Genomic DNA, 20,109 nt, shown 5'->3' with positions numbered 1-20,109 from the left:
CTATTAAGAAAGGCGTTTCATCCCGCTTAGAGTTATATCGTCCGTCTGTTCCCGTTCTCCGGTAAAGTCTTTTATAGCGCGAAGAATCTTATCTAACAGAACGGGAAAGTTTTCTTTCTTACCGGCCAATATACAGTATTGCAGTCTTTCCATTTCAAAGCAATTTTCTTCCGGATCCATAGCCTCCCATACTCCGTCCGTGTACATGAGAAAGAAATCTCCCGGTTCTAATCGGAATTCTCCGCGATTCTCGAAAGGGCCGATGTCCGGTTCGATTCCGAGAACGACTCCCCCGGTGGAGATTTCCTCCAAGGAGTCGGTCTTCTTTCTATAGATCAGAATGCTACCTTGTCCTGCGCCGCTGAACTGGAATCGATTCTCGAGTCGATTCCAGTGTAGAATCGTGAGAGACATGAATCGAGGAGAAATGGAATCCTTAAAGTAGTTATGGTATAGATATGTATTTACCGTATTCATTATTTCCCAAGGAGTGGGATTGATCCTTACCAAAGAATGGATTACGGTTCGGATCGTAGCCATGACGATTCCTGCAGGAACTCCCTTTCCGCTCACGTCTCCTATACATATATAGGTTTCCTTGTTTGAAGGATCCGTAATGAAATCATAATAATCCCCTCCGACTCCTATCGCCGGTATCATGAGGCCTCCGAATTCATACGACGGATGCTCCGGCATTTTTCGGGGTAGAAGAGACCGTTGGAGATCCCTGGCGATTTCTATTTCTTTATCCAATCTCTCCTTTTCGGCTCTTTGGTGGAATAAGTGAAAGTTTTGGATGGAGATCCCCGCTTGGACCGCGAATGCGTTTAAAACGTCTATCTCTTCCGGGCTCCAATGCAATTCTTCCTGCTTGGCTAGAATGATCCAAATCTCGGACTCTTCGGATTTCAGCACGGGTAGAATAGCCAATTGCTTCTTACCGTTTCCGAAGACTTTCCATTCTTTTACCTGAGAGGAATCGAGATGAATAGCTCGATCGGATGCGGAGTTTAGAACGTCCCAATCTCCCCTTAGAGGCAGATTCAATTTAAGTTCCGGGGCCCGAGGGCTTCCCGTCAAAAGATGTCCTTCGAAGCGGATCTTATCCTCTTTGGATTGCGATTTTCTTTCCAGAAGCAAAATGGTTTCGCTTTCCGAAAATTCGGTAAGAGAGAGGAGGATCACTCGAAAGATTTCGGCTCTGTATTTGAATCCGAGGCTGCTTAACTTCAGCGCGGCAGAATGCAGGTTTCTAAAATTCCTGGATTGGGTTTGGGAGACTTCGAATAGGATCCTATTCTTCAGAGTGGTGGCGAATTGACTCGCTATTAATTCCAGGAAGTATTTGTCTTTCTCTACTTGGATCGGATCGTCTTTCTCATAATCCACATTGATGAGTCCTAAAACCTCGTCCTTTAAATGAATGGGCACCGAAAGTTCCGAGACTACCTTATTCACTCTTCCGTATTGGCGGATCTGTTTATGGGACTGCTCCGCGAATTTATAATAGATGGACTTGCAGGTTTCGATCGCTTGTCCTAAAGGTCCGTTATCTTCTCCTTTCTTGATTTCCATTCGAAAGGCCAATCTTTCCAGAGCCGGACCCTTTCTATTCTTGCAGGACTTAACAAGGATTCGATCCAGTCTAGGTTCGTAAACCATGACGGAAATTCCCGGGAGATTCAATTTGCGAAAGGCCAGATTGGTGAAATTCTGTAACAAGTCGTCCAGATTCGGACTCGTATTGAATAAGGATAGGAACTCCAACAGTATTTCGTTGGAAAGGGTCGGTTCGGGAGGAGGCTTGATACGAGTGCCCCTTCTCTTTTCCAGAATCCATTCTCGTCCGCATGAACCGCAAAGAAATTTTCCTTCTTTGAGTTTGCCTTCGGGCTTATAAGATTCTCCGCAAAATTCGCAGGACATCCGGAGAAGAAGAATACTTTCAAGTAAGTAAAACGGAAACTTGTTTTCTGTTTTTATCATATAAATTTGTAAGAATCCGATGGATTTCATCGCTTTTCGGAAGAAAATGATAGAACTAGATTCAGTCTTAAATTCCGCAAATGCCTGTAGAAACGATGAATATGTCAGATTAGAAAAGCGTAAAGAAGAGGAAGCCTATAGTGAATCAGAGCGAGTTGCTGGAAATTTAGGTTTTTTCCTTGACCGCAAAATCATCAATCAGCACCTTTTTTAAGCAGATGTCAGGTTATGTAAAACCCAGTCCCCTACGCCATATCCAAGAAGTGGCTACGGCTATGAATTCAACTTTGGATCCGGATCGTTTATTGGATCTGATCCTAGAAAGATGTATCCAGATTTGCGAAGTCGGATCCGGATCTCTGATGTTGATCAGCCGCCAGGACGAAGTCCTGGATATCGTAACTTTCCGAGGGATGAATCCTTCCGTCCGGACCAAAGTGAAGCTTAGGGTGGGAGAAGGTATCACAGGGATTGTCGCCGCATCCGGAGAAGGGATGATCGTAAACGACGTCACCCAAAACCCGCATTATATTTCCATAAAGGATGATATTCTCTCCGAGTTGGCCGTGCCTATGATCGTAGAGGGAGAAGTGATCGGAGTCATTTCCCTGGACTCCAGTAGAAAGCAGGCGTTCTCCGAAGAGCATCTGGAGCTGGTTTCGACTCTGGCCAATATGGCGGCACAGATTTTCAAGAACCTGCAGATCTTCCGACAACTGGAACAGAAGAATAAAATCCAACAGGTCCTGATCGATATATCCCGGACCGTGACATCCACTTTGATTCTCCAGGAGATCTTCGACGATATCATGGAGAGATTGGATAAGTCTCTGAATTTGGAGCGCGGTTCGATCGTTCTTTTCGAATCCGAGAAGAATATTCTGAGACTTATCGCCGCATCCGGGCTTACTTCCGAAGAAATGGAAAAAGGGGTCTATCTGCCCGGAGAAGGGATTACGGGTCGAGTTTACGAAACCGGAGAAGCCGTCATCGTAGAATCCATCGTAAGCGATGAGAATTTCCTGAACAGAATGGGGAACGCGAGCCATTTTAAGAATAATCCCGAAAACGTAAGCTTCTTGGCCGCTCCGATCAAATCGGATACCGACGTATTAGGAGTCGTAAGCGTATTCTTCGTTCATAAGAAATATGTGGATTTAAAAACCTACCTGGATTTCCTTCAGGTAGTAGCTTCCGTAATTTATCAGGCCATTCGAATCCAGAAACTCATCGACGAAGAGAAACGGGAGATTTCCAGAGAGAACATTCTTCTCAAGCGGGAACTCAAGAACAAATACAAGTTCGGCTCTCTGATCGGAAAATCCAAACTGATGGATAAGCTTTTCGAGATGATACAGCTCGTTTCCGATTCCAGAGCTTCCGTACTAATCACTGGAGAATCCGGAACCGGAAAAGAAATGATCGCATCCGCGATTCATTACAATTCTTCCAGAGCGGATAAGCCTTTCATTAAGATTAATTGCGCAGCCATTCCGGAAAACTTATTGGAGTCGGAATTATTCGGTCATAAGAAAGGATCTTTTACAGGAGCAGTCGCCGATAAAAAAGGAAAGTTCGAGATGGCCGATACCGGGACCATCTTCCTGGACGAGATCGGAGAGATGGATCTGAACTTGCAGTCCAAACTTTTAAGAGTTCTCCAGGAAAAAGAAATAGAAGCCGTAGGTTCCGTGAAGCCTAAGAAGATCGACGTTCGAATCATCGCTGCTACGAATGCGGATCTAGAGGATCTGATTGCCCAGAAACTTTTCCGGGCCGACCTTTACTATCGTTTGAACGTGGTGAATATGGTGACTCCTCCTCTTCGAGAGAGACCGGAAGATATTCCCCTTCTAATCAATCATTTCATCTCCAAATATTCTTCGGAGAATGTGAAGAAGATCAAAGGAATCACTAGAGAAGCGCATAAATTGCTTATGAGCTATAATTGGCCGGGTAACGTGCGCGAATTGGAAAACGTAATCGAAAGAGCGGTCGTACTTTCCCAAACGGAAATGTTGGATATCCAGGATTTCTCCGAAATCAGCGGACGTATTCTATATGGAGATGAGGGAGAAGCCGTCGAGGTCGGCGCGGATCCGGAAGCATCCGCGGAAGTCGCAAGCTCCAAATTCTCCCCGGCTCATTTGGACGCTTTGGACGGAAGAGCTATGGAAGTCGTGGTCGGAGAGGTGGAAGCCCGCTTGATCAAATACGCGATGAAGAAATTCAAATACACCAAGACCAGAGTGGCCAAATTCCTCGGAATCAACCGAAACACATTGGATAAGAAGATCAAGGATCTAAAGATAGATTATTAAGAAGGAAGTTTATCCTTCCAATGCTGATCGAACTGCTTATAATTGCAGGTCAATTCTTCTCCCTTTAGAATCTTACGAACGGCTCTGTCTTTCCCGGCAGGGTTACTCGTTCCCGACACTCCGGTCTTATCTTCCAGGGTATTAGGATCGTCGCTATGATTCATGAAGCGAGAATTATCCACGCAGAAGTACCATTTGCCCTCGAATAAATAGGAATACGTACGGATCAATTCCTGAAAGTGTTCCGGAAGCGCGTTTACTTCCTGTTCTTCCAGAATCCAGACGGTTTTAGGATGGAATTCCCAAACCAGTTCTCCTTCTTCTATATCTCGTCCGGCAAACAGGCCTAGGCCTCCGATAGGAGAGTCGGCTACGTAAGTTGGTACTTTCAGCATATTAAACGAGAGAAAAGTTACCTAATTTAAAATGCAAACTATAAACCGATCGCCGGTAGGGGAGAAGGTTCGTTTTCCGGAGAATGGTAAGGTTCCAATTTTCCGTTCTTCAATACGACTACTTGATCGGCCGCATGAAGTCCGGTTAAGCGGTGGGTAACGGACACGATGGTTCTACCTTCTCGCAACTTTTGAAGAGTCTTCAGGATTCTCGCTTCCGTAATCGGGTCCAAAGCCGAGGTCGCTTCGTCTAAAAGCAGAATTTGAGGATTCCGAACCAAGGCTCTTGCCAATGCGATCCTTTGCTTTTCTCCTCCCGAAAGTTTGGAGCCCTTATCTCCTACTACGGTGTCGTAGCCTTCGGGCAGTCCGGAAATGAGTTCATGTATCTCCGCAAGTTTTGCCGCTTCGATCGCTTCTTCCGGAGTGGCATCCGGACGACCCATCCGTATGTTCTCTAGGATACTCGTATGGAAAAGGAAAGTATCTTGGAATACGATTCCGATCATGGAATGCAATGCCTGGAGTCTGATATTCTCCAGCTCGATTCCGTCCAGGAGTACCTTGCCTTGATTCGGTTCCACCATTCCTAGAAGCAGTTTGAAGATCGTACTCTTGCCCGATCCGCTCGGTCCTAAGATAACGGTATAACTTCCTTTTGGGATCTCCAGATCGATACCGTTCAGATTCTTAGTTCTACCTTTATAACGGAAATGTAAATCTTCCAAACGAATAGCGTTTCTGAATTCCGAAGGAGAGAAGGGTCTCTCTTTTTCCGATTCGAATACCGGGGTTCTTAAGATTTCCAGGATTCTCTTCGCAGAACCGCTGGCCTGGTTCATCGTCGGAAAATATTGCGAAACATATAGAAGAGAATAGGACAGATTCAGAAAAGGAGGCAAAAACGCTGCGAGAGCTCCTACACTTACCATTCCATGAAAGGCTAGCCAGGCTCCCGAAATGAGAAGAAGCGCTTGCAGTAGCAGAATTCCTCCGGAAGCGGATCTTTCCAGATAGGAATTCGTAAGTCCTAATCTTAAGGACACGCTGAATAATCTCTCGCAATTACCCTTGAATTTTTCCCAGAAAGCGCCGTCCAGATCGTATACTCGGATCAAATTCTGAGCGGAAACGGATTCCTCCACGGCGTTTAGAACCTTGGCTTCTTCTATCTTTCTTTCATAGCTGGCAGTCGTGGATCTTTTGGAAAAGAATACGGGACCTAGGAAAGTAATAGGCCAAATCAAAGTGGCGATTGCGCCTAGCTTCCAATCCAAGGCGAATAATAATGCGGTTCCGAAGATCGCTTCGAGTAATGGAGAGATCCCCCAAGGAATCGAGGCGAGTACTACGTTCTCCAGTGCGGCAAGATCGGTAGAGAATCTGGAGAGAATGTCTCCCATTCTAGTATTCGCATAAAAGTCCAAGTTCACTCTTTGTAGATGAACGAATAATTCTTCGCGCATGTCCCTTACCGCTCTAGCGGAAACCCAATTGTATAAGTAATCTCTTACGGTTCCTGCGGCGGTGATTAGGATTGTGCCTCCTACGAGCAGGGCTCCCGTAATATAGAGCACGGCTTCATTCTTCCCGATCAACGCCTCATCGATCAGATACTTGAAAGAGAACGGTATCGTGGAATAAACGATGATCTCCGTAAGAAGAAGACCGAGTACGATTGCTAGTCGGAGTTTATATTTCTTAAAATAGCGGGCAAGACCAAGGAGTACTAAGAACGGAGAGTCCTGAGAAGCTTCGGGATTTAGAATAGGTCCGGTCCCCAAGGAAGAAGAATAAGATCCCCTGGCTGCCTGGCTACCGGCCGGAGCCTTGGGAGCGTTAACTCTAGATTTAGATTGTGTCGCCTGAGATTTCCCGAACTTAAAGCCTTCGGTGAATTTCTGTTTATTTGTCATATATCTATCCCCGTTTGATCCCTTACGGGAGAGGAAAGTAGGGGGTCCCTTTGGGAAATTTTTTTCCTCGTTTTCCCATGGAATCACACCAGCATCCCGGCGTATATCCCGAGACTAGGGAATTTACCTGAACTTCTGTCACATTGGGGAAAAATTTTAGGAGACAGAATCAGGAAAAAGGAACTACTACATCTTTAGACTTTAGAAAAGTTTGGATGGAAAGTGCCTATTTTAGGTGCTTTTTTAGGGTTCAGTCCGAATGTGTTGGAAAGCGGAAAATCCATGATCGAGTTCAATTACAAAGAAGAATACGGTGTATACAGGGTAACCCTGAAAACATCCGAAACTGCACCTGGAACCCTACATAAAATGGTAAAGGCCATGTTTTTCATGGGCTTTGAGATACTCTCCGGGGATATCCGGACCATTAAAGAAGGCGATTCCTCCATCAGCTACGACGAATTTCTTCTTAGGTCCGCCGAAACGGACTCCAAAATCAAGGCTTCCAAATTGGGGATATTGATGTCTTCGGTCTTTTCGGACGAGAAGGCATTGGAAGAAATGATTCAAACCTCAAGTGAAATAGACATACGAAACACCTTTTATCTGGGGAAGGATTCTCAGTTGGAATTCGAGGATCTACCGGACGGATCGGCTACTAAGTTCTACTTGGAAGCTCCCGATAGAAAAGGCCTTCTTTACTTTGTCACCGGAGTCCTCAAAGATCTCGGTATCAATATTCTATCCGGTGAAGTTAGAACCGACGGAAAATCTTCCAAGGCCCAGGATACTTTCGTTCTGACCGATTCTAAAACGGATAGCGGATTCGCCGATACTTCGGTCGAGGAAAGAATCCGAAGATATATTCTGCAAAGCAGTTTAAATCAAGTTTGATAGGGCAGTTTCAAACCGTCGGATAGGATAACTCTTCGAGAAAATCCTTCACGTAATATCTGTATTATACTTATTATACGCGTGACGACTTCGACCGATACATAAAGCAGGAGTTCCTTCCGCCTAAGATGGACGCATCTAGAGATTTACAGAAATTTGATTTTACGGAGGAAGTCATCCATCACTTCCGAGAAAATCGGATTATCCCCGTCGATTTTTACAATAAGCACGGTCAGATCTTAATCCATAAAAAGGATATGGCGAGCGGCGACGACATCAGTCGTCTGCAAAAATTCGAAAAGCAAGGGATCTATTTTCTTACTTCCGAAATCGCAAAGATCCATCCCGGTTCGGGAAAAAAATCCTCCTCTTTGGATCCTTCCTTCGATAAACTTATCAATGCAGAACTTACTCTGGATATGTCCAGAGGAGCTTCCGATATTCTTTCCGAAATCAAGAAGTTTCCTTTAAACGGGGCTCATGTAAAGGAAATCAATAAGTCCATCAACGCTGTCCTGGAGGATTTTAAATCCTCTCCCAACATGGAAACGGGTCTTGTAAATATCATAGAAGTCATGACTAGCGCAGGCGCGCCCGTGGATTCAGAGGTTCTTACCAAAAGAACCGTGATCGCTATGGCGTTGAAACTCAGATCCGCCAAGGCTTTTACCAAAGCCGATATGGAACAGAAGAAGACCGAGCAAATGAATCTGATGATGGCTTCTTACCTGGCGGATATCGGCTACACTCAGATGAAGATTCCCACGCATGCGAATCTTAAGCCAGAAGAGTTGGAATATATCAAGAATCATCCGATCATCAGTTACCTGATGATCGCGAATTTACCTGAGATAGAAGATCCAGTCAAGAGCGTCGTATTAAATCACCATCGGCCCCATCGCGGAGAAGGGATGAATAATAACTATCCCCAGACTAAGCCTTTGGTTCAGAAACTGCAAGGATACCGGGAAAAATACAAAGACGATTTCCGTAAGAATCTGCTCGCCACGGATATACAAAGACAAGTGAAGAATATTCTGACGAACGGAATCCCTTACGACGATATCGGGATCCTTTCTATTGCGGGAGAATTCGCGTCTCTGACCACTCCGCAGCCTTGGAGAGATCCGATGGATGGTCTAAAGGCCATGAAGCTGATCCTGAATAATAGCTTTTTTGCATATAATGAAAAGACTCTGAAGGATTTCTTCGATCACGTCGGATTATCCCTTTGTGAAAATCAGCCTTTTATTAAAATCGGGGACTATGTGATCGTAGCGTCACAGGATTCGAATCGAAAAGTCTTCTTCGAAATCTGCGTGATCAAGGATTCTCATAAGAATTCAATTCGCCCTATGTTGGAAAGAATCGGAACTATCCGACCGAAGTTCGCCAATAACGGTAAGATCCGGATTTCCGGGTTCGAGATGGACAGCCTGCATATAGACCGTAGACGAGCCGTTTTCAATTTGGAACGTAATGCGGATCCTCGTAGGATCATCTATCTGGTGGATCCGGGTCTGGATCCGGAGTTTTTCGATTCTCTGGACAAAGTCGCTCGGGAAACGTATCCCTCTAGGACTTCTTCCGATTCGGACAACACATCCAAAGCCGCCGTTTCCTGACGCCAAATTCCGGACTCGTAAATTTATTTCTTGCCCGTAACGAGCTCTTTCCCTTTTCTTAGTTATAATTTGCGTATATTTCAATTATCACTCGTCCTTATACGTAAATATTCCATCGCCGAAATTATAAGAATCAGGCCGATTAAACATCGGAAGCTTCTATTTATTTCGGCCTCAAATGCGAGATTCGCACTTCGGATAATCGATGGACGTTATGTACTTTAGTTTTATCGAATAGCTTGGCCCTCGGGTAATAGAAGAACGAAATTTTATCATGACAAATTCTCAACACGGTTCCGGTTCATTAGATTCCCTGAAATTGGAGAGATTCGAGTTTAACTCGGACGTTATTCGCCAGTTTAAGGAAAATCAAATGATTCCGATCGATTTTTATAACAAGAACGGCCAGATCCTGATCCACAGAAAAGATAACGCTTCCGAAGCGGATATCAATAAGCTCCAGAAATTCGAGCTGCAAGGGATTTATTATCTTCATTCCGAAAGGGATAAAGTTACGATACGGCCGGAGCATCCAGATGCCGTAAACGGAAAGAAAGTATCCTACATAAAACTGGTAAATCCAGATCTCACGATTCGGTTGGCTAAGGACGCCTCAAGTCTGCTAAAAGAACTGAGGGACTATCCCCTAAATGGGAATCACGTAAAGAACGTTTCCAAGGCGATCGATTTGATCCTAGAGGACTTTTCCACGAGCCAGGATATGGAACTAGGACTCGTGAATGTGATCGACGTAATGAAAACCGCAGGCGTGGAAACGAATTCGGAAATTCTTACCAAAAGAACCGTTATCTCTATGGCCATGAAGTTGAGAAGTTTGAAAGCCATGTCGGTTAAGGACTCGGAAAATTCCCGTGCCCAACAACTCAATTTGATGATGGCTTCCTATATGGTCGATATCGGTAAGGCGAGAATGAAATTTCCGATTCACGGAGATTTGAACGCCGAAGAATTCGAATACGTTAAGAATCATCCTATCGTCAGTTACTTGATGATTGCGAATCTGGCTTCTATCCAGCCGCAGGTTAAAACTTCCGTATTGAATAGTCATAGACCGTATCGTGGTGAAGGTTTGAATAATAATTATCCGGCTACGGCGTTTCTTATTAAGAAGCTCACCGAATACTACGAGAAATACAAAGAGGATCCTACTCGGACCGTTTTGGTGGAAGATCTGCAAAGGCAATTGCATCTTTTACAGAGTAATACTTACGGAGAGGACGATCCTGCTATCATTTCCATTTCGGGAGAATTCGCTTCCTTGAGTACCGATCAGGAATGGAGAGCCGCATATAAACCGATTTCCGCGATGAAACTGATTCTAAATAACAGTTTCTTCTCCTATAACGAAAGGGTTGTGAAGGAGTTCTTCGATTTCATGGCTCTCAGCTTATGCGAGAACAAGAGCGTCTTGAATCCCGGCGATTATGTGATCGTTGTTTCTACGGATTCCCAACATAAGGTCCATTTCGAAACCTGCACTATCAAAGAAATCAATCGAAACCAGACCAGACCTTTACTAGAAAGGATAGGAACCATCCGTCCTATTTTCTCGAATAAAGGAAAACTGAAGATTGCCGGTTACGATCATAGGACCTTCCAGCCGGACCGACGAAAGGCGGTATTCAATCTCGCGAATACGGTGGATCCAAGAAGGGTGATCTATTCCATAGATCCCGAACTGGATCCCCGATTATTCGATTTGATTGATAAGAATTATCGTCAGACCTCGCCAAAGTCGGTCGCATAAACGATTCGTTTTCCTTTCAGGGACGGAATCCGACTTCCAAGACTCGGTAGTGTTCTGTTTTCTGGTACTCGTATGCCTTCGAGCTGGGGTAAAATATTTAAAGTCAGTACTTTCGGGGAATCTCACGGGGAAGCCGTAGGGGTCGTGGTGGAAGGCGTTCCTGCGGGAATTCCTATCCGTTTGGAGGAGATCCAAAAAGATTTGAATCGGCGTCGTCCCGGTCAGAGCAAGCTGACTACTCCCAGGGACGAGTCGGATACGGTTCGGGTTCTCTCCGGAGTTTTCGAGGGAAAGACGATCGGCAGTCCCATCGCCCTGGTAGTGAATAATCAAAATACAATTTCCAAAGATTATGAAAATCTTAGGGAAACTTTCCGCCCTTCTCACGCGGATTATACTTACCAAACCAAATACGGATTCCGTGCCCATGTGGGTGGAGGAAGATCTTCCGTTCGAGAAACTATTGCGAGAGTCGCGGCCGGGGCCATCGCCAGAATGATTCTCGAAGACGACTTGGGCGTTCGCACGGTAGGTTGGGTGGATACCATCGGTACTATTTCTTCCGGAATAGAAGAAGGAAAATATCCCCTAACTCGGGAAGAGGTGGACGTAAATGAGGTCCGTTGTCCCGATCCCATAGCTTCCGAAAAGATGAGAAATCTCATCCTACAAATGAAGGAAGCGGGAGATAGTGTGGGGGGAATCATTCGTTGCGCTTCCTATAATCTTCCTCCGGGTCTTGGGGATCCTGTTTACGACAAATTGGACGGAGACTTGGCAAAGGCCATTCTTTCCATTCCCGCCTGTAAGGGATTCGAAGTAGGTTCCGGTTTTGCGGGAACATTACTCACTGGAAGCGCTCATAACGACGAATTCTACATGGAAGAAGGAACCGACAGAGTCCGTACTAGAACGAATAATTCCGGCGGATTACAAGGTGGGATCTCCAACGGAGAAGCGTTGGTCGTTCGTGCCGCCTTCAAGCCTACTTCCACAATTTTCAAAAAGCAAAACACGGTAAATATTTCTAAGCAAGACACGGTTTTGGAAGCTAAGGGCCGTCACGATCCTTGCGTTCTTCCTAGGGCGGTGCCGATCTTAGAAGCCGCGGTAAACTTGGTTCTAGTCGACGCCTATCTTTACCAAAGAGCGATGAATCCGCAGTGGTTCCAGAAATGGGCGAAAATTCCGGACTATTATAGAGATTTGAAACTCTAAATCAATTGAGAATTTTCCAATTCTAGAAACGGGTTGCCAACTTCGAATGGTACGTTTCAATAGAGATAAGAGCTTGTTCCGCTCGAATATGTCCCGAGCAATAAAGGGAATTTCCGAGCGAATTTCAAGTCCCTAAAATCCGATGCAAACCCTCGAATCGATTCGGTCTGGGAAAGGATTTGCAATCGGTCGATTTTTTCCGAGTAAACGGAGGTTCGAGTGGTCAAGATAAAGATAGACGGGATCGAATACGAGGTCGACGAGAAAAAAAACCTGATTTCCGCCGCCAAAGACGTAGGCGTGGATATTCCTTTTTTCTGTTATCATCCCAAATTGTCCGTAGTCGGTATGTGCCGTATGTGTCTCATCGAGATCGAAGGTATACCGCGGCTACAAGTTGCCTGCAATACTAAAGTTACGGAAGGCCTTTCCATCGTAACGAAAAGCGATCGAGTGAAGGAAGCGCGAGAGGGAACGATGGAGTTCCTACTAGCCAATCATCCTCTGGACTGTCCCGTCTGCGATAAAGCGGGAGAATGCCAACTCCAGGACAATTCGTTCAAAGAGGGAAAGGGAAATTCCCGATTTACTTTAGAGAAAAGGAATATTCCTCAGGAGGAAATCGGCACCAACTTAATTATAAATCATAATCGTTGTATCGTATGTTATCGATGTGTCCGCTTCGAGGAAGAGATGGTAGGAGAATCCAATCTGGGACTCTTCGAAAGAGGATATCATTCCATCATCGGTCTCGCAAAAGAGGAGCCGATATCGCATAATTACCAGGGAGCTCTGGCGGATATTTGTCCGGTAGGCGCACTTCTAAATAATAAGACTCTCTTTAAGTCTAGGGTATGGTGGTATAAATCCGAAGAATCCGTTTGCCCGGGATGCAGCACCGGTTGTAAGACTTTTACGAATGTCAGGGACAATAAGATGTTCCGTTATATGCCTCGAGTCGACGAGGAAAAAGACCAGTATTTCCTTTGCGATAAGGGAAGATTCGATGTGGATTGGTTGAATTCCAATCGACTCTTCTCCTATTATAAAGACGGAAAGGCCGTGATCAGCGACGAAGTGTATTCCGAGCTAGCCGAGAAAATTTCCCGAGCCAAGAAGATCGCTGTTTTGGGCGGAGCTCATGAAAGCGATGAGAATTTAAAATCCATCAAGCGTGCTCTTTCCGAACTGGGTACATCCTTTGAAACGGAGGCACGAGTTTCTCCGGAACAATACAAGGAACCCGAACAGGTCGATTTCCTTTACACTACGGATCGGCGCCCGAATACAAGAGGCGCTGTCGATGCGGGCTTCGTTTCCGAAAAAGGAATCGATTCGATACGCGTCGCCGCTTCCAAGGGAGAATACGATCTTGTATTCCTGATTAAGGAAAATCCGAACGAAGTCGTTCCCGGTATCAATAAGGATTCCTTGGTTTTACTCGAAACGAATCTTACGGAAGATATTTCTAAAGTGAAGTACGCTTTACCGATACAGGTTTTCGCGGAACAATCGGGAAGTTTTACGAATAAGAAAGGTTGGAGCCAGGAGTTTAAGAAATCCATGGAAAGTCCGAAAGGACTCCTGAATTCTTCTCAGGCGTTTCATAGATTGGCGGAAGCCGTAAAAGATTATCGCTCCGGCGGAAAGGAGGCCTTCCTTGGCAACCGTTAATGTAGTCAATGTAGCCGCAAGACACAAGCTTGCTTGGTACCAAAAGCTGTATTCCTATTCCGTAGGAAAAGGTCTTTGGATCACTCTTAAACATTTCGTCAAGGCGGCGTTTTTAAAAGGTGCCGTTACTCTGGAATTCCCGGAAAAGAGAAGAAAATACTCCGATCGTTTCCGAGGAATGCATAGCATGAAAAGGGACGAACTCGGCAGAGAAAGATGCACGAGCTGCTTCTGCTGCATGTGGATTTGTCCTGCGGATGCGATCAAGATAGAAGCGGGTCATGTGACTCCCGAGATCCAGCATTTGCATCCGGAAGATAAGTATGCGAAGAAGTTCGAGATCGATCTACTTCGTTGTATTTTCTGCGGTATGTGCGAGGAAGCTTGTCCGAAAGGCGCGATTTACTTGGACGGTCCGGCGGAAATGGCCGCGGACAACCGGGACGATTTGATTCTTACTAAAGAACGTATGATGCAGAAGGTCGGAGGACCGCTGATCGGAGAAAGAATTTAAATCCGATCCTAGCGGTGGGTCCTTTTAACGCGCAGCGATTCTACCCCGATCTTTTTTGGGCGAGAATCTGTCCGGCAGGCCCTTTACTACTTTCTCCAAAATGGGAGAATGTAGTCTAGAGGAAGCGTATTCTAAGCAAGCGTCTATATCCGCTTTTTCCAGATTCGGATATTCGGAAAGAATATCCTGAAATCCGAATCCAAGGAAGATCATATCCAATATTTCCAGCACGCGGATAGAAGTTCCGCGGATTACGGGCTTTCCACCGCAAATGGAGGGATGGGAAGCGATTCTCTCTTGTAGTTCCTGGTTTGTTTCCATTCTAATTATATAACAAATTTTTGACCATAGATTTGACTAGTAATCCTTAGAATCTCGCTTTTTTGAGAACTTGGAAACGAGCGGGAAATATTTCGGATCGAAAAACCGGAAGATAGAATTCTTCTAAAGTCCTAAAAATACCCGTTTCGCATATAGAGTAATGACAATACTGCAAAAGAATAAAAAACATCTTCCAATCCGCTGCGAATGGGCTTTCCAGGAGAATTGAATTCGAAGTCGATTCGGTTCGGAGATCTCCTTCCAAATTAGGCGTCAGATAGGCGTCGCAAACTATGGAAACCGGAGCTATCGAATCGATATACACAAAAATCGGCGATGTCTTTCGGTATTGCCGGATGGAAAAAGGTCTCTCCTTGAAGGACCTTGCCGATGCCCTGGAAAAGGAATTCGGCACTCCTTATAATCCCAATCTTTTGGGAAAAGTGGAACGCGGACAATCCAGATTATTAGCCCATGACTTTTTAGTCTTATGTCAGTTCTTCAAATTAGAGCTAAAGATATTCTTCGATAAAGAAAAGAAATTCACACAGGATTCGGTTCTGGGCGATCTTACAGAGGATCCGGCGATGAGAAGAATTTTAGTCTTTCTGAGCGAGAATAAGAACTCGAAGGGACTGGTTCATTTTCTGGAGGAATTCCTAAGATACATGTCTCCAAGTATTATTCGGATGAGTAAAGATCAGGAGAGTAAAAACATCAAGGCCGCTTCTCCTAAAAAGAAAGGCAGAAAAACTTAAGCCCTCATTCGCTACCGCTGCTAGAGGTAGAACTGCAGGAGCTCGGTACTTTGTCCATGCACATATATGCAGAGACGAGTAGATTGTCCTGACATAAGCTCGTAATAGGCTTATCGCTGCTCGCATAATTTATAGCGCAAAGCTCCACTAATTCAGACATGCATCGATTGCTTGCCTCTCTACGATTGCTGCAGGGATTCTTCATCTGATCTTGGGTGCACCCTGTAAATAGGCATAAAATTACGAAAAGAATGACGAATGCGGTTCGAATAGCCACGAACAAGATCGTTTTTTAAAGCTTTCTTTGTCGCAAGAAAAATAGCGCCAATTTATGCTTCCGTTTAACGGGAATACCCTAAAAATTAGCCAGAAGCCGGGCTTTTGCCCTTAGTTTGAAGGAAAATGGAAGGTCTTTCTCAACAGGAATTTTCCACACTTTATGAGTCCTGTAGGAATACCGTATACCATTTCCTGCTCAAACTCTCCGGAAATCCCGAAATTGCCGAAGATTTGACGCAGGAGACATTTCTTAAGGCTTTCGAAGTCATGGATCGTTTCGATCCTAACCGGGGGAGCTTCTCTTCCTGGTCCTGCACCATAGGTAAAAATCTCTACTTTAAGCATTTCAATCGTACCAAAAAAGAAACAGGGAACGTCTCAATCAATATAGAGAACTTCCCTGAATTATCCGGAGGCAACCACGACGACCCTCTGGAACTGGAAAAAAATTCTATCAATTCGGCCCTAAAAGAGGGAATTTCACGTCTTCCTGAGCCTGAAAAGAGTATAATACTATTGAAAGAGATCCAAAAAAAGACGCTGAAGGAAACGGCCGACGCTTTAGGCATATCGGAAAGAACCGTTAGCCGTAGATTGCTTAGCGCGTTTAGAATTCTTCGCTCGTATCTGGAAGCGGAAGGGATCGGATTATAAAGATGGCGATTAGTACGGAAAGATCAGATAGTTTTGAAGAACTTCTAGAATCGTATTTAGCTGGCGAGATAGATTCCGTCGGAAAAAAAAGATTACTAGAAATCATTCTACAAGATCCGGAAAAAGCCGCGGAATACAGACAACTGACTCTTTTGCAATCTCGGATCCGTGCCGCCGAAGTATTCTCTTCTTTTCCTTCGGCCGGTCTTCCAAAAGGGTCTAACGTAATTCAATTTCCCAATTCCTTTAAATATCTTTCCGCGATTGCCGCCGTACTTTTGCTTTCCATTTCGATCTATCTTTTCACCGCTTGGAATAGTAATAATCCCGTAAGCGTTTTCACTCAATCTTACGGAGACTGCACTTCCGACGGTAAGAAGCTGGAAGCGGGAGAGAATATTTCCGGTAAGTCCATCCGGTCCGGGAAATATTCAGTATGCGATGTGCAGTTGGACGGAGAAAAGAGCGTAACGGTAAGGGCGATGCCGGAGACGGATTTCATTGCGGACCGTAAGGACAAGGAAATCCATTTGAGTCTAGGTTACGGATCGATTTTAGTCGATAGCCAAGGCCCTAAAGATTCCGAAAAAGTTTTCATTACTGCCGACGATTTTAGACTCAGTCTGGAAGGAACGAAAGTCGCATTGAATCGTCCGAACGCTAACTCGTCCGTATCCGTGCAGGTGATCGAAGGTCGCGTTCATTTAGAATCCGGAAGTGGAGTATTTTGGCAATCTCTCACGCCCTGGATCAATCCCGAAGAGGCCTCCTTATTGGCGAAGGAATATCCGGCGCTCTTCGAAAAACAAGAAGTCCTGATAGAATCGGGAGAACAGATCGCTTGGAAAGGATTGTCCCCCGAAAGAGTAGAAGGCTTGAGAAGAATCGAGAACTCCATTAAAGCTAGTAAAAAAGTCCAGTCTGGAACTAAGATCGACGAATCTCTCATCAAAAGCTTGAAGCCGCATGTGGATTCTCTGCCAAAGGAGCCTTTCCTGATCTCTCCTAAAGAATTGAAGAATTCTCTTCGGAAGATTCTCCCGGATGAAAAAGCGGAGCTGGAGCGTAAGTTCGCCACGATGGTCCGCTTTCCTCCGAAGGATCTAAGAGAAAGGGAATTACTGATGGAATTGGTGAAGAAGATCGATAAGACCCCCATCGTAGATCTCTTAAAGGAAAAAAACCAATCGCAAGAGATTCGCATATTGATTCTCAAAGACGGTGGCTCCGAAAAAGGCTATATTTATCAGCAGGATAATTTTTATATCGTTTTAAAGCGGGATGGGAACCTTATCGTTCCCGTGGATGCTGTTGATAGGATAGAATTCGAATGACGCAGAGGTTAACTGCCTCCCTTCTTCTCCTACTATTTTCTCTCACTCCCGTTTTTTCGGATAACGTTACTCTGAAGTCGGGACATGAATACCGAAACGTGAAGACCGTTCTAGGCAAATCCACGGTGAATATTTCCACCGAGGACGGGAAGAACTTCAGTATCCCGGTTGGCGAGATTAAATTCATTAAATCAGCTCCCGTAAAATGGGATAAGTCGCAGGAAGAGGAAGTTAAGCCGTTACCGGGTCCGTTCGATCCGAACGCTTCCTTGCCGGTTTCCGCCGTTTATCCTAAGAAGAGACCCGACTTTTCCTTGATGCCTTTAACCGGATTCGTACCGATTTGGTCTCCTTCTTATCTTATGGATTCGTCTCTGGGAACTCCTATAGGGATTTTCTTTAGCGTTAGCGAGTTCGCCGCCCTAGGAGCTTTGATTTCACAGAGTACTAATTCCCCCAAGGCCTATTATTCGGATACCGGCAATCTAGTTACTACGATGTATTTGCTTTTTCCGAATCAGGATTTCACACAATCGCCTACCTTCGCGAGCCTCTATTATATGAAGCAAAATATGAATTTAGTAAAGGGAATCAACGGTCATTACGTTACGAAGGAGCAGTACCGAGAGGAGACGGAACGATTGGCGAGCGGACTTGTGATTCTTTTGGTAGCGGATGTTATCATCAACTTCGTGCTTCCGGATTTTCTTTGGAGAAGAAAACCGGTTCCCAGAGATTTCAATTCCCTGGGGGCCCCTACGGAGGGATGGCGGATGACGATTAAGAACCAAGTTCGTCCGGACGGAGAAATGCTATATCATTTTGGGCTGACCAATCATTTCTAATTCGTAAGGCTTACCCTGTTTCTTTTCAGAAAGGGTAAATACAAAACCGTGAAGAATAGAATTCCCAAAGCTTCCAACCAAATTAGATAAACAGGCCAGGGTCCCAAAAAGTCCAGTGCCGAACCTGCTTCGGGTTTGCCTCTCATGTATCCGTAATTCGCATCTAATAGGAAATCCACGCATAATGCAACGACGACGTAGATTTGGGTATATAAAACCGATCTAAGAACCGCACCCTTTCTGGGAGGAAGTTCGAGGCCTAAAACTACGTATAACGCTGAAATTACCAATCCGGAATGCGCGATAAAGAAGATGAAAAAATAGATATGCGGAAAGGAAACGGAAAGGTCCGGGGTGAGGACTCCCTGAAAGGAACCCGCCATTACCCAAAAATAAGAAAGCTCGGCAAGGATGCGATTCTTAGTGAATAAAGCCAAAGACGTCACGATCGCTGCCCAATTGCAGAACTCCATCGGAAGATCGTAGCGAATCTGCCAGTAACCTCCCTCAATTCTATAGATTATATAGACTAGGTAATTCAGAAGAAGGATGGCTCCGAGTATGACGCCGATCAGATCCCTTTGTCGAGGCGAAAAGAAGTTGCGAGCCAACCAAGGAAGACCTAGGCCTATTAAGGCTGTGAAGAATAAAATGAATAAATGAAGGTCGCCCCAATGCTCGAATCTCATCGAGGCAACCTCTCTTACATTAAACTATTTGCAAACGATATTTTTTAGAATGGGGACTCGCTTTTGGTTCTAAAAACGCGCTCCATATCCTCTTCGGAAAAACTATAAGGGCGCTTTCTCTTCAGATCCATAAAGAGACCGTGAACGACCGAAGTTAGGATTAGTTTTCGAGTCTTTTTGGAAAAAACATCGTGCCGAAAGGCTAAACGATTTTTCTCGCTTCTTTGATAAACGGTCGCGATTACGATCTCTTCCGGAAACGTAAGACTTCCGAAATAATCGAGTTCCGCTTTGTATACGACCGGACCGACTCCTTTCTTTTGCAAATCTTCCAGGTCCAAACCGCTTTGGTAAGAGGAACGAATTCTAGCATCGTCGAGATAATATTGAATCGTATCCAAATTTACCTTTGCCTCCGGATTCATTTCCGCCCAACCCACTCCTATCTGGTGATAGAATGCGAAGGGATAATTTTCCTCCGAATAAAGGGTATCCGTCTCGGTTTCATTAGGACCTAATAGGAAAGTCGCTCTAGTCACTAGGGCGGAGTCGGAACTTCTGTACATTTCTTGGAGGACTTCAATTCTATCGTCAGTGGACCTAAGGATTTCCGTTTTAATCGTAGCCTCTTCCGGATACTTCAATTCAGCCTTGTATTCCAACTCGCAGTGGAGTACGGGAAAGTCGGAGTAATCTACAGAAATCTCTTCCTCATTTAGCAAGGATTCGAAGAATTTCAATCTGGCCTCTTCGAAATAACTTTGGTAAGTCCCATTATTCACATGGCCGTTTACATCCAAATCGGCGCGGCGGACCGGAAGTGAAAAAGTGCCGATTTTCTGGGGATTTTCTTCTAAAAGTCTCATGTGGAATCCTCCGGTAGACCGATTGTTCTACCCTTCCTTTTCGAGGATAAAT

General features: G+C 45.0%; 18 protein-coding genes. 12 read left to right on the top strand and 6 right to left on the bottom strand.

The features are described from left to right. Positions 1-3 precede the first annotated feature (3 nt). Positions 4-1,926, bottom strand: coding sequence for a GAF domain-containing SpoIIE family protein phosphatase (locus LEP1GSC061_RS14850; RefSeq protein ID WP_040509229.1), 1,923 nt, complete (start codon positions 1,924-1,926; stop codon positions 4-6). Between the two features lie 106 nt (positions 1,927-2,032). On the opposite strand from LEP1GSC061_RS14850, the gene LEP1GSC061_RS14845 reads away from it, so the two are divergent. Beyond that, on the top strand, positions 2,033-2,200 hold the full coding sequence (locus LEP1GSC061_RS14845; RefSeq protein ID WP_156844566.1) for a hypothetical protein: 168 nt from the start codon (positions 2,033-2,035) through the stop codon (positions 2,198-2,200). Between the two features lie 61 nt (positions 2,201-2,261). Beyond that, on the top strand, positions 2,262-4,307 hold the full coding sequence (locus tag LEP1GSC061_RS14840; RefSeq protein WP_016546852.1) for a sigma-54-dependent Fis family transcriptional regulator: 2,046 nt from the start codon (positions 2,262-2,264) through the stop codon (positions 4,305-4,307). Here the strand turns inward: LEP1GSC061_RS14840 and LEP1GSC061_RS14835 are convergent. Both LEP1GSC061_RS14835 and LEP1GSC061_RS14830 read right to left on the bottom strand, forming a co-directional pair. After that, entirely contained in the window at positions 4,304-4,702 is a 399-nt protein-coding gene (locus LEP1GSC061_RS14835; RefSeq protein ID WP_016546484.1) for an SET domain-containing protein, read from the bottom strand. The genes LEP1GSC061_RS14840 and LEP1GSC061_RS14835 overlap by 4 nt on opposite strands. 38 nt (positions 4,703-4,740) lie before the next feature. Beyond that, positions 4,741-6,618: an ABC transporter ATP-binding protein gene (locus LEP1GSC061_RS14830; protein WP_040509226.1), complete on the bottom strand. Its 1,878-nt coding sequence runs from the start codon at positions 6,616-6,618 to the stop codon at positions 4,741-4,743. Between the two features lie 282 nt (positions 6,619-6,900). On the opposite strand from LEP1GSC061_RS14830, the gene LEP1GSC061_RS14825 reads away from it, so the two are divergent. The 6 genes from LEP1GSC061_RS14825 (at position 6,901) to LEP1GSC061_RS14800 (ending at position 14,311) form a co-directional block, all read left to right on the top strand. Continuing rightward, positions 6,901-7,512 carry an ACT domain-containing protein gene (locus LEP1GSC061_RS14825; protein ID WP_040509223.1) on the top strand — a complete coding sequence of 204 codons (612 nt, stop codon included), beginning with the start codon at positions 6,901-6,903 and terminating at the stop codon, positions 7,510-7,512. A gap of 128 nt (positions 7,513-7,640) precedes the next feature. Next, positions 7,641-9,137 carry an HD-GYP domain-containing protein gene (locus LEP1GSC061_RS14820; protein ID WP_016546661.1) on the top strand — a complete coding sequence of 499 codons (1,497 nt, stop codon included), beginning with the start codon at positions 7,641-7,643 and terminating at the stop codon, positions 9,135-9,137. Positions 9,138-9,411: 274 nt separating this feature from the next. After that, positions 9,412-10,905: an HD-GYP domain-containing protein gene (locus LEP1GSC061_RS14815; RefSeq protein WP_016546865.1), complete on the top strand. Its 1,494-nt coding sequence runs from the start codon at positions 9,412-9,414 to the stop codon at positions 10,903-10,905. A 72-nt stretch (positions 10,906-10,977) separates the two neighbouring features. After that, entirely contained in the window at positions 10,978-12,123 is a 1,146-nt protein-coding gene (gene aroC / locus LEP1GSC061_RS14810) for a chorismate synthase (protein WP_016546111.1), read from the top strand. Positions 12,124-12,342: 219 nt separating this feature from the next. Further along, positions 12,343-13,797: an NADH-quinone oxidoreductase subunit G gene (locus LEP1GSC061_RS14805; RefSeq protein ID WP_016546204.1), complete on the top strand. Its 1,455-nt coding sequence runs from the start codon at positions 12,343-12,345 to the stop codon at positions 13,795-13,797. After that, complete coding sequence (locus tag LEP1GSC061_RS14800; RefSeq protein WP_016546324.1) at positions 13,784-14,311, top strand: NuoI/complex I 23 kDa subunit family protein; 528 nt, start codon at positions 13,784-13,786, stop codon at positions 14,309-14,311. The genes LEP1GSC061_RS14805 and LEP1GSC061_RS14800 overlap by 14 nt, the downstream gene beginning before the upstream one ends. A 24-nt stretch (positions 14,312-14,335) precedes the next feature. On the opposite strand, the gene LEP1GSC061_RS14795 is transcribed toward LEP1GSC061_RS14800, so the two are convergent. After that, positions 14,336-14,632 (bottom strand): DUF433 domain-containing protein, encoded by a 297-nt coding sequence (locus LEP1GSC061_RS14795; protein WP_016546473.1) that lies wholly within the window; start codon positions 14,630-14,632, stop codon positions 14,336-14,338. A 356-nt stretch (positions 14,633-14,988) separates the two neighbouring features. On the opposite strand from LEP1GSC061_RS14795, the gene LEP1GSC061_RS14785 reads away from it, so the two are divergent. The 4 genes from LEP1GSC061_RS14785 to LEP1GSC061_RS14770 all read left to right on the top strand — a co-directional run bounded on the left by LEP1GSC061_RS14785 (position 14,989) and on the right by LEP1GSC061_RS14770 (position 18,502). Then, positions 14,989-15,390, top strand: a complete 402-nt coding sequence (locus LEP1GSC061_RS14785; protein WP_016546630.1) for a hypothetical protein — start codon at positions 14,989-14,991, stop codon at positions 15,388-15,390. Between the two features lie 402 nt (positions 15,391-15,792). Then, positions 15,793-16,323 (top strand): RNA polymerase sigma factor, encoded by a 531-nt coding sequence (locus LEP1GSC061_RS14780; RefSeq protein WP_016546524.1) that lies wholly within the window; start codon positions 15,793-15,795, stop codon positions 16,321-16,323. Between the two features lie 2 nt (positions 16,324-16,325). Beyond that, a complete protein-coding gene (gene rsx / locus LEP1GSC061_RS14775) occupies positions 16,326-17,657 on the top strand; it encodes an LIMLP_03685 family anti-sigma factor (RefSeq protein WP_016546403.1) in 1,332 nt (443 codons plus the stop codon). Next, a complete protein-coding gene (locus LEP1GSC061_RS14770) occupies positions 17,654-18,502 on the top strand; it encodes a hypothetical protein (protein ID WP_016546357.1) in 849 nt (282 codons plus the stop codon). The genes rsx and LEP1GSC061_RS14770 overlap by 4 nt, the downstream gene beginning before the upstream one ends. On the opposite strand, the gene LEP1GSC061_RS14765 is transcribed toward LEP1GSC061_RS14770, so the two are convergent. Both LEP1GSC061_RS14765 and LEP1GSC061_RS14760 read right to left on the bottom strand, forming a co-directional pair. Next, positions 18,499-19,191 carry a YwaF family protein gene (locus tag LEP1GSC061_RS14765; protein ID WP_016546285.1) on the bottom strand — a complete coding sequence of 231 codons (693 nt, stop codon included), beginning with the start codon at positions 19,189-19,191 and terminating at the stop codon, positions 18,499-18,501. The genes LEP1GSC061_RS14770 and LEP1GSC061_RS14765 overlap by 4 nt on opposite strands. Before the next feature lie 44 nt (positions 19,192-19,235). After that, on the bottom strand, positions 19,236-20,057 hold the full coding sequence (locus tag LEP1GSC061_RS14760) for an acyl-CoA thioesterase (RefSeq protein ID WP_016545978.1): 822 nt from the start codon (positions 20,055-20,057) through the stop codon (positions 19,236-19,238). Between the last annotated feature and the right edge of the window lie 52 nt (positions 20,058-20,109).

The organism is Leptospira wolffii serovar Khorat str. Khorat-H2, from assembly GCF_000306115.2.
Classification (GTDB): domain Bacteria; phylum Spirochaetota; class Leptospiria; order Leptospirales; family Leptospiraceae; genus Leptospira_B; species Leptospira_B wolffii.
Note: the sequence above shows the minus strand (reverse complement) of the source record. Positions and strands in the feature narration are given on the sequence as shown.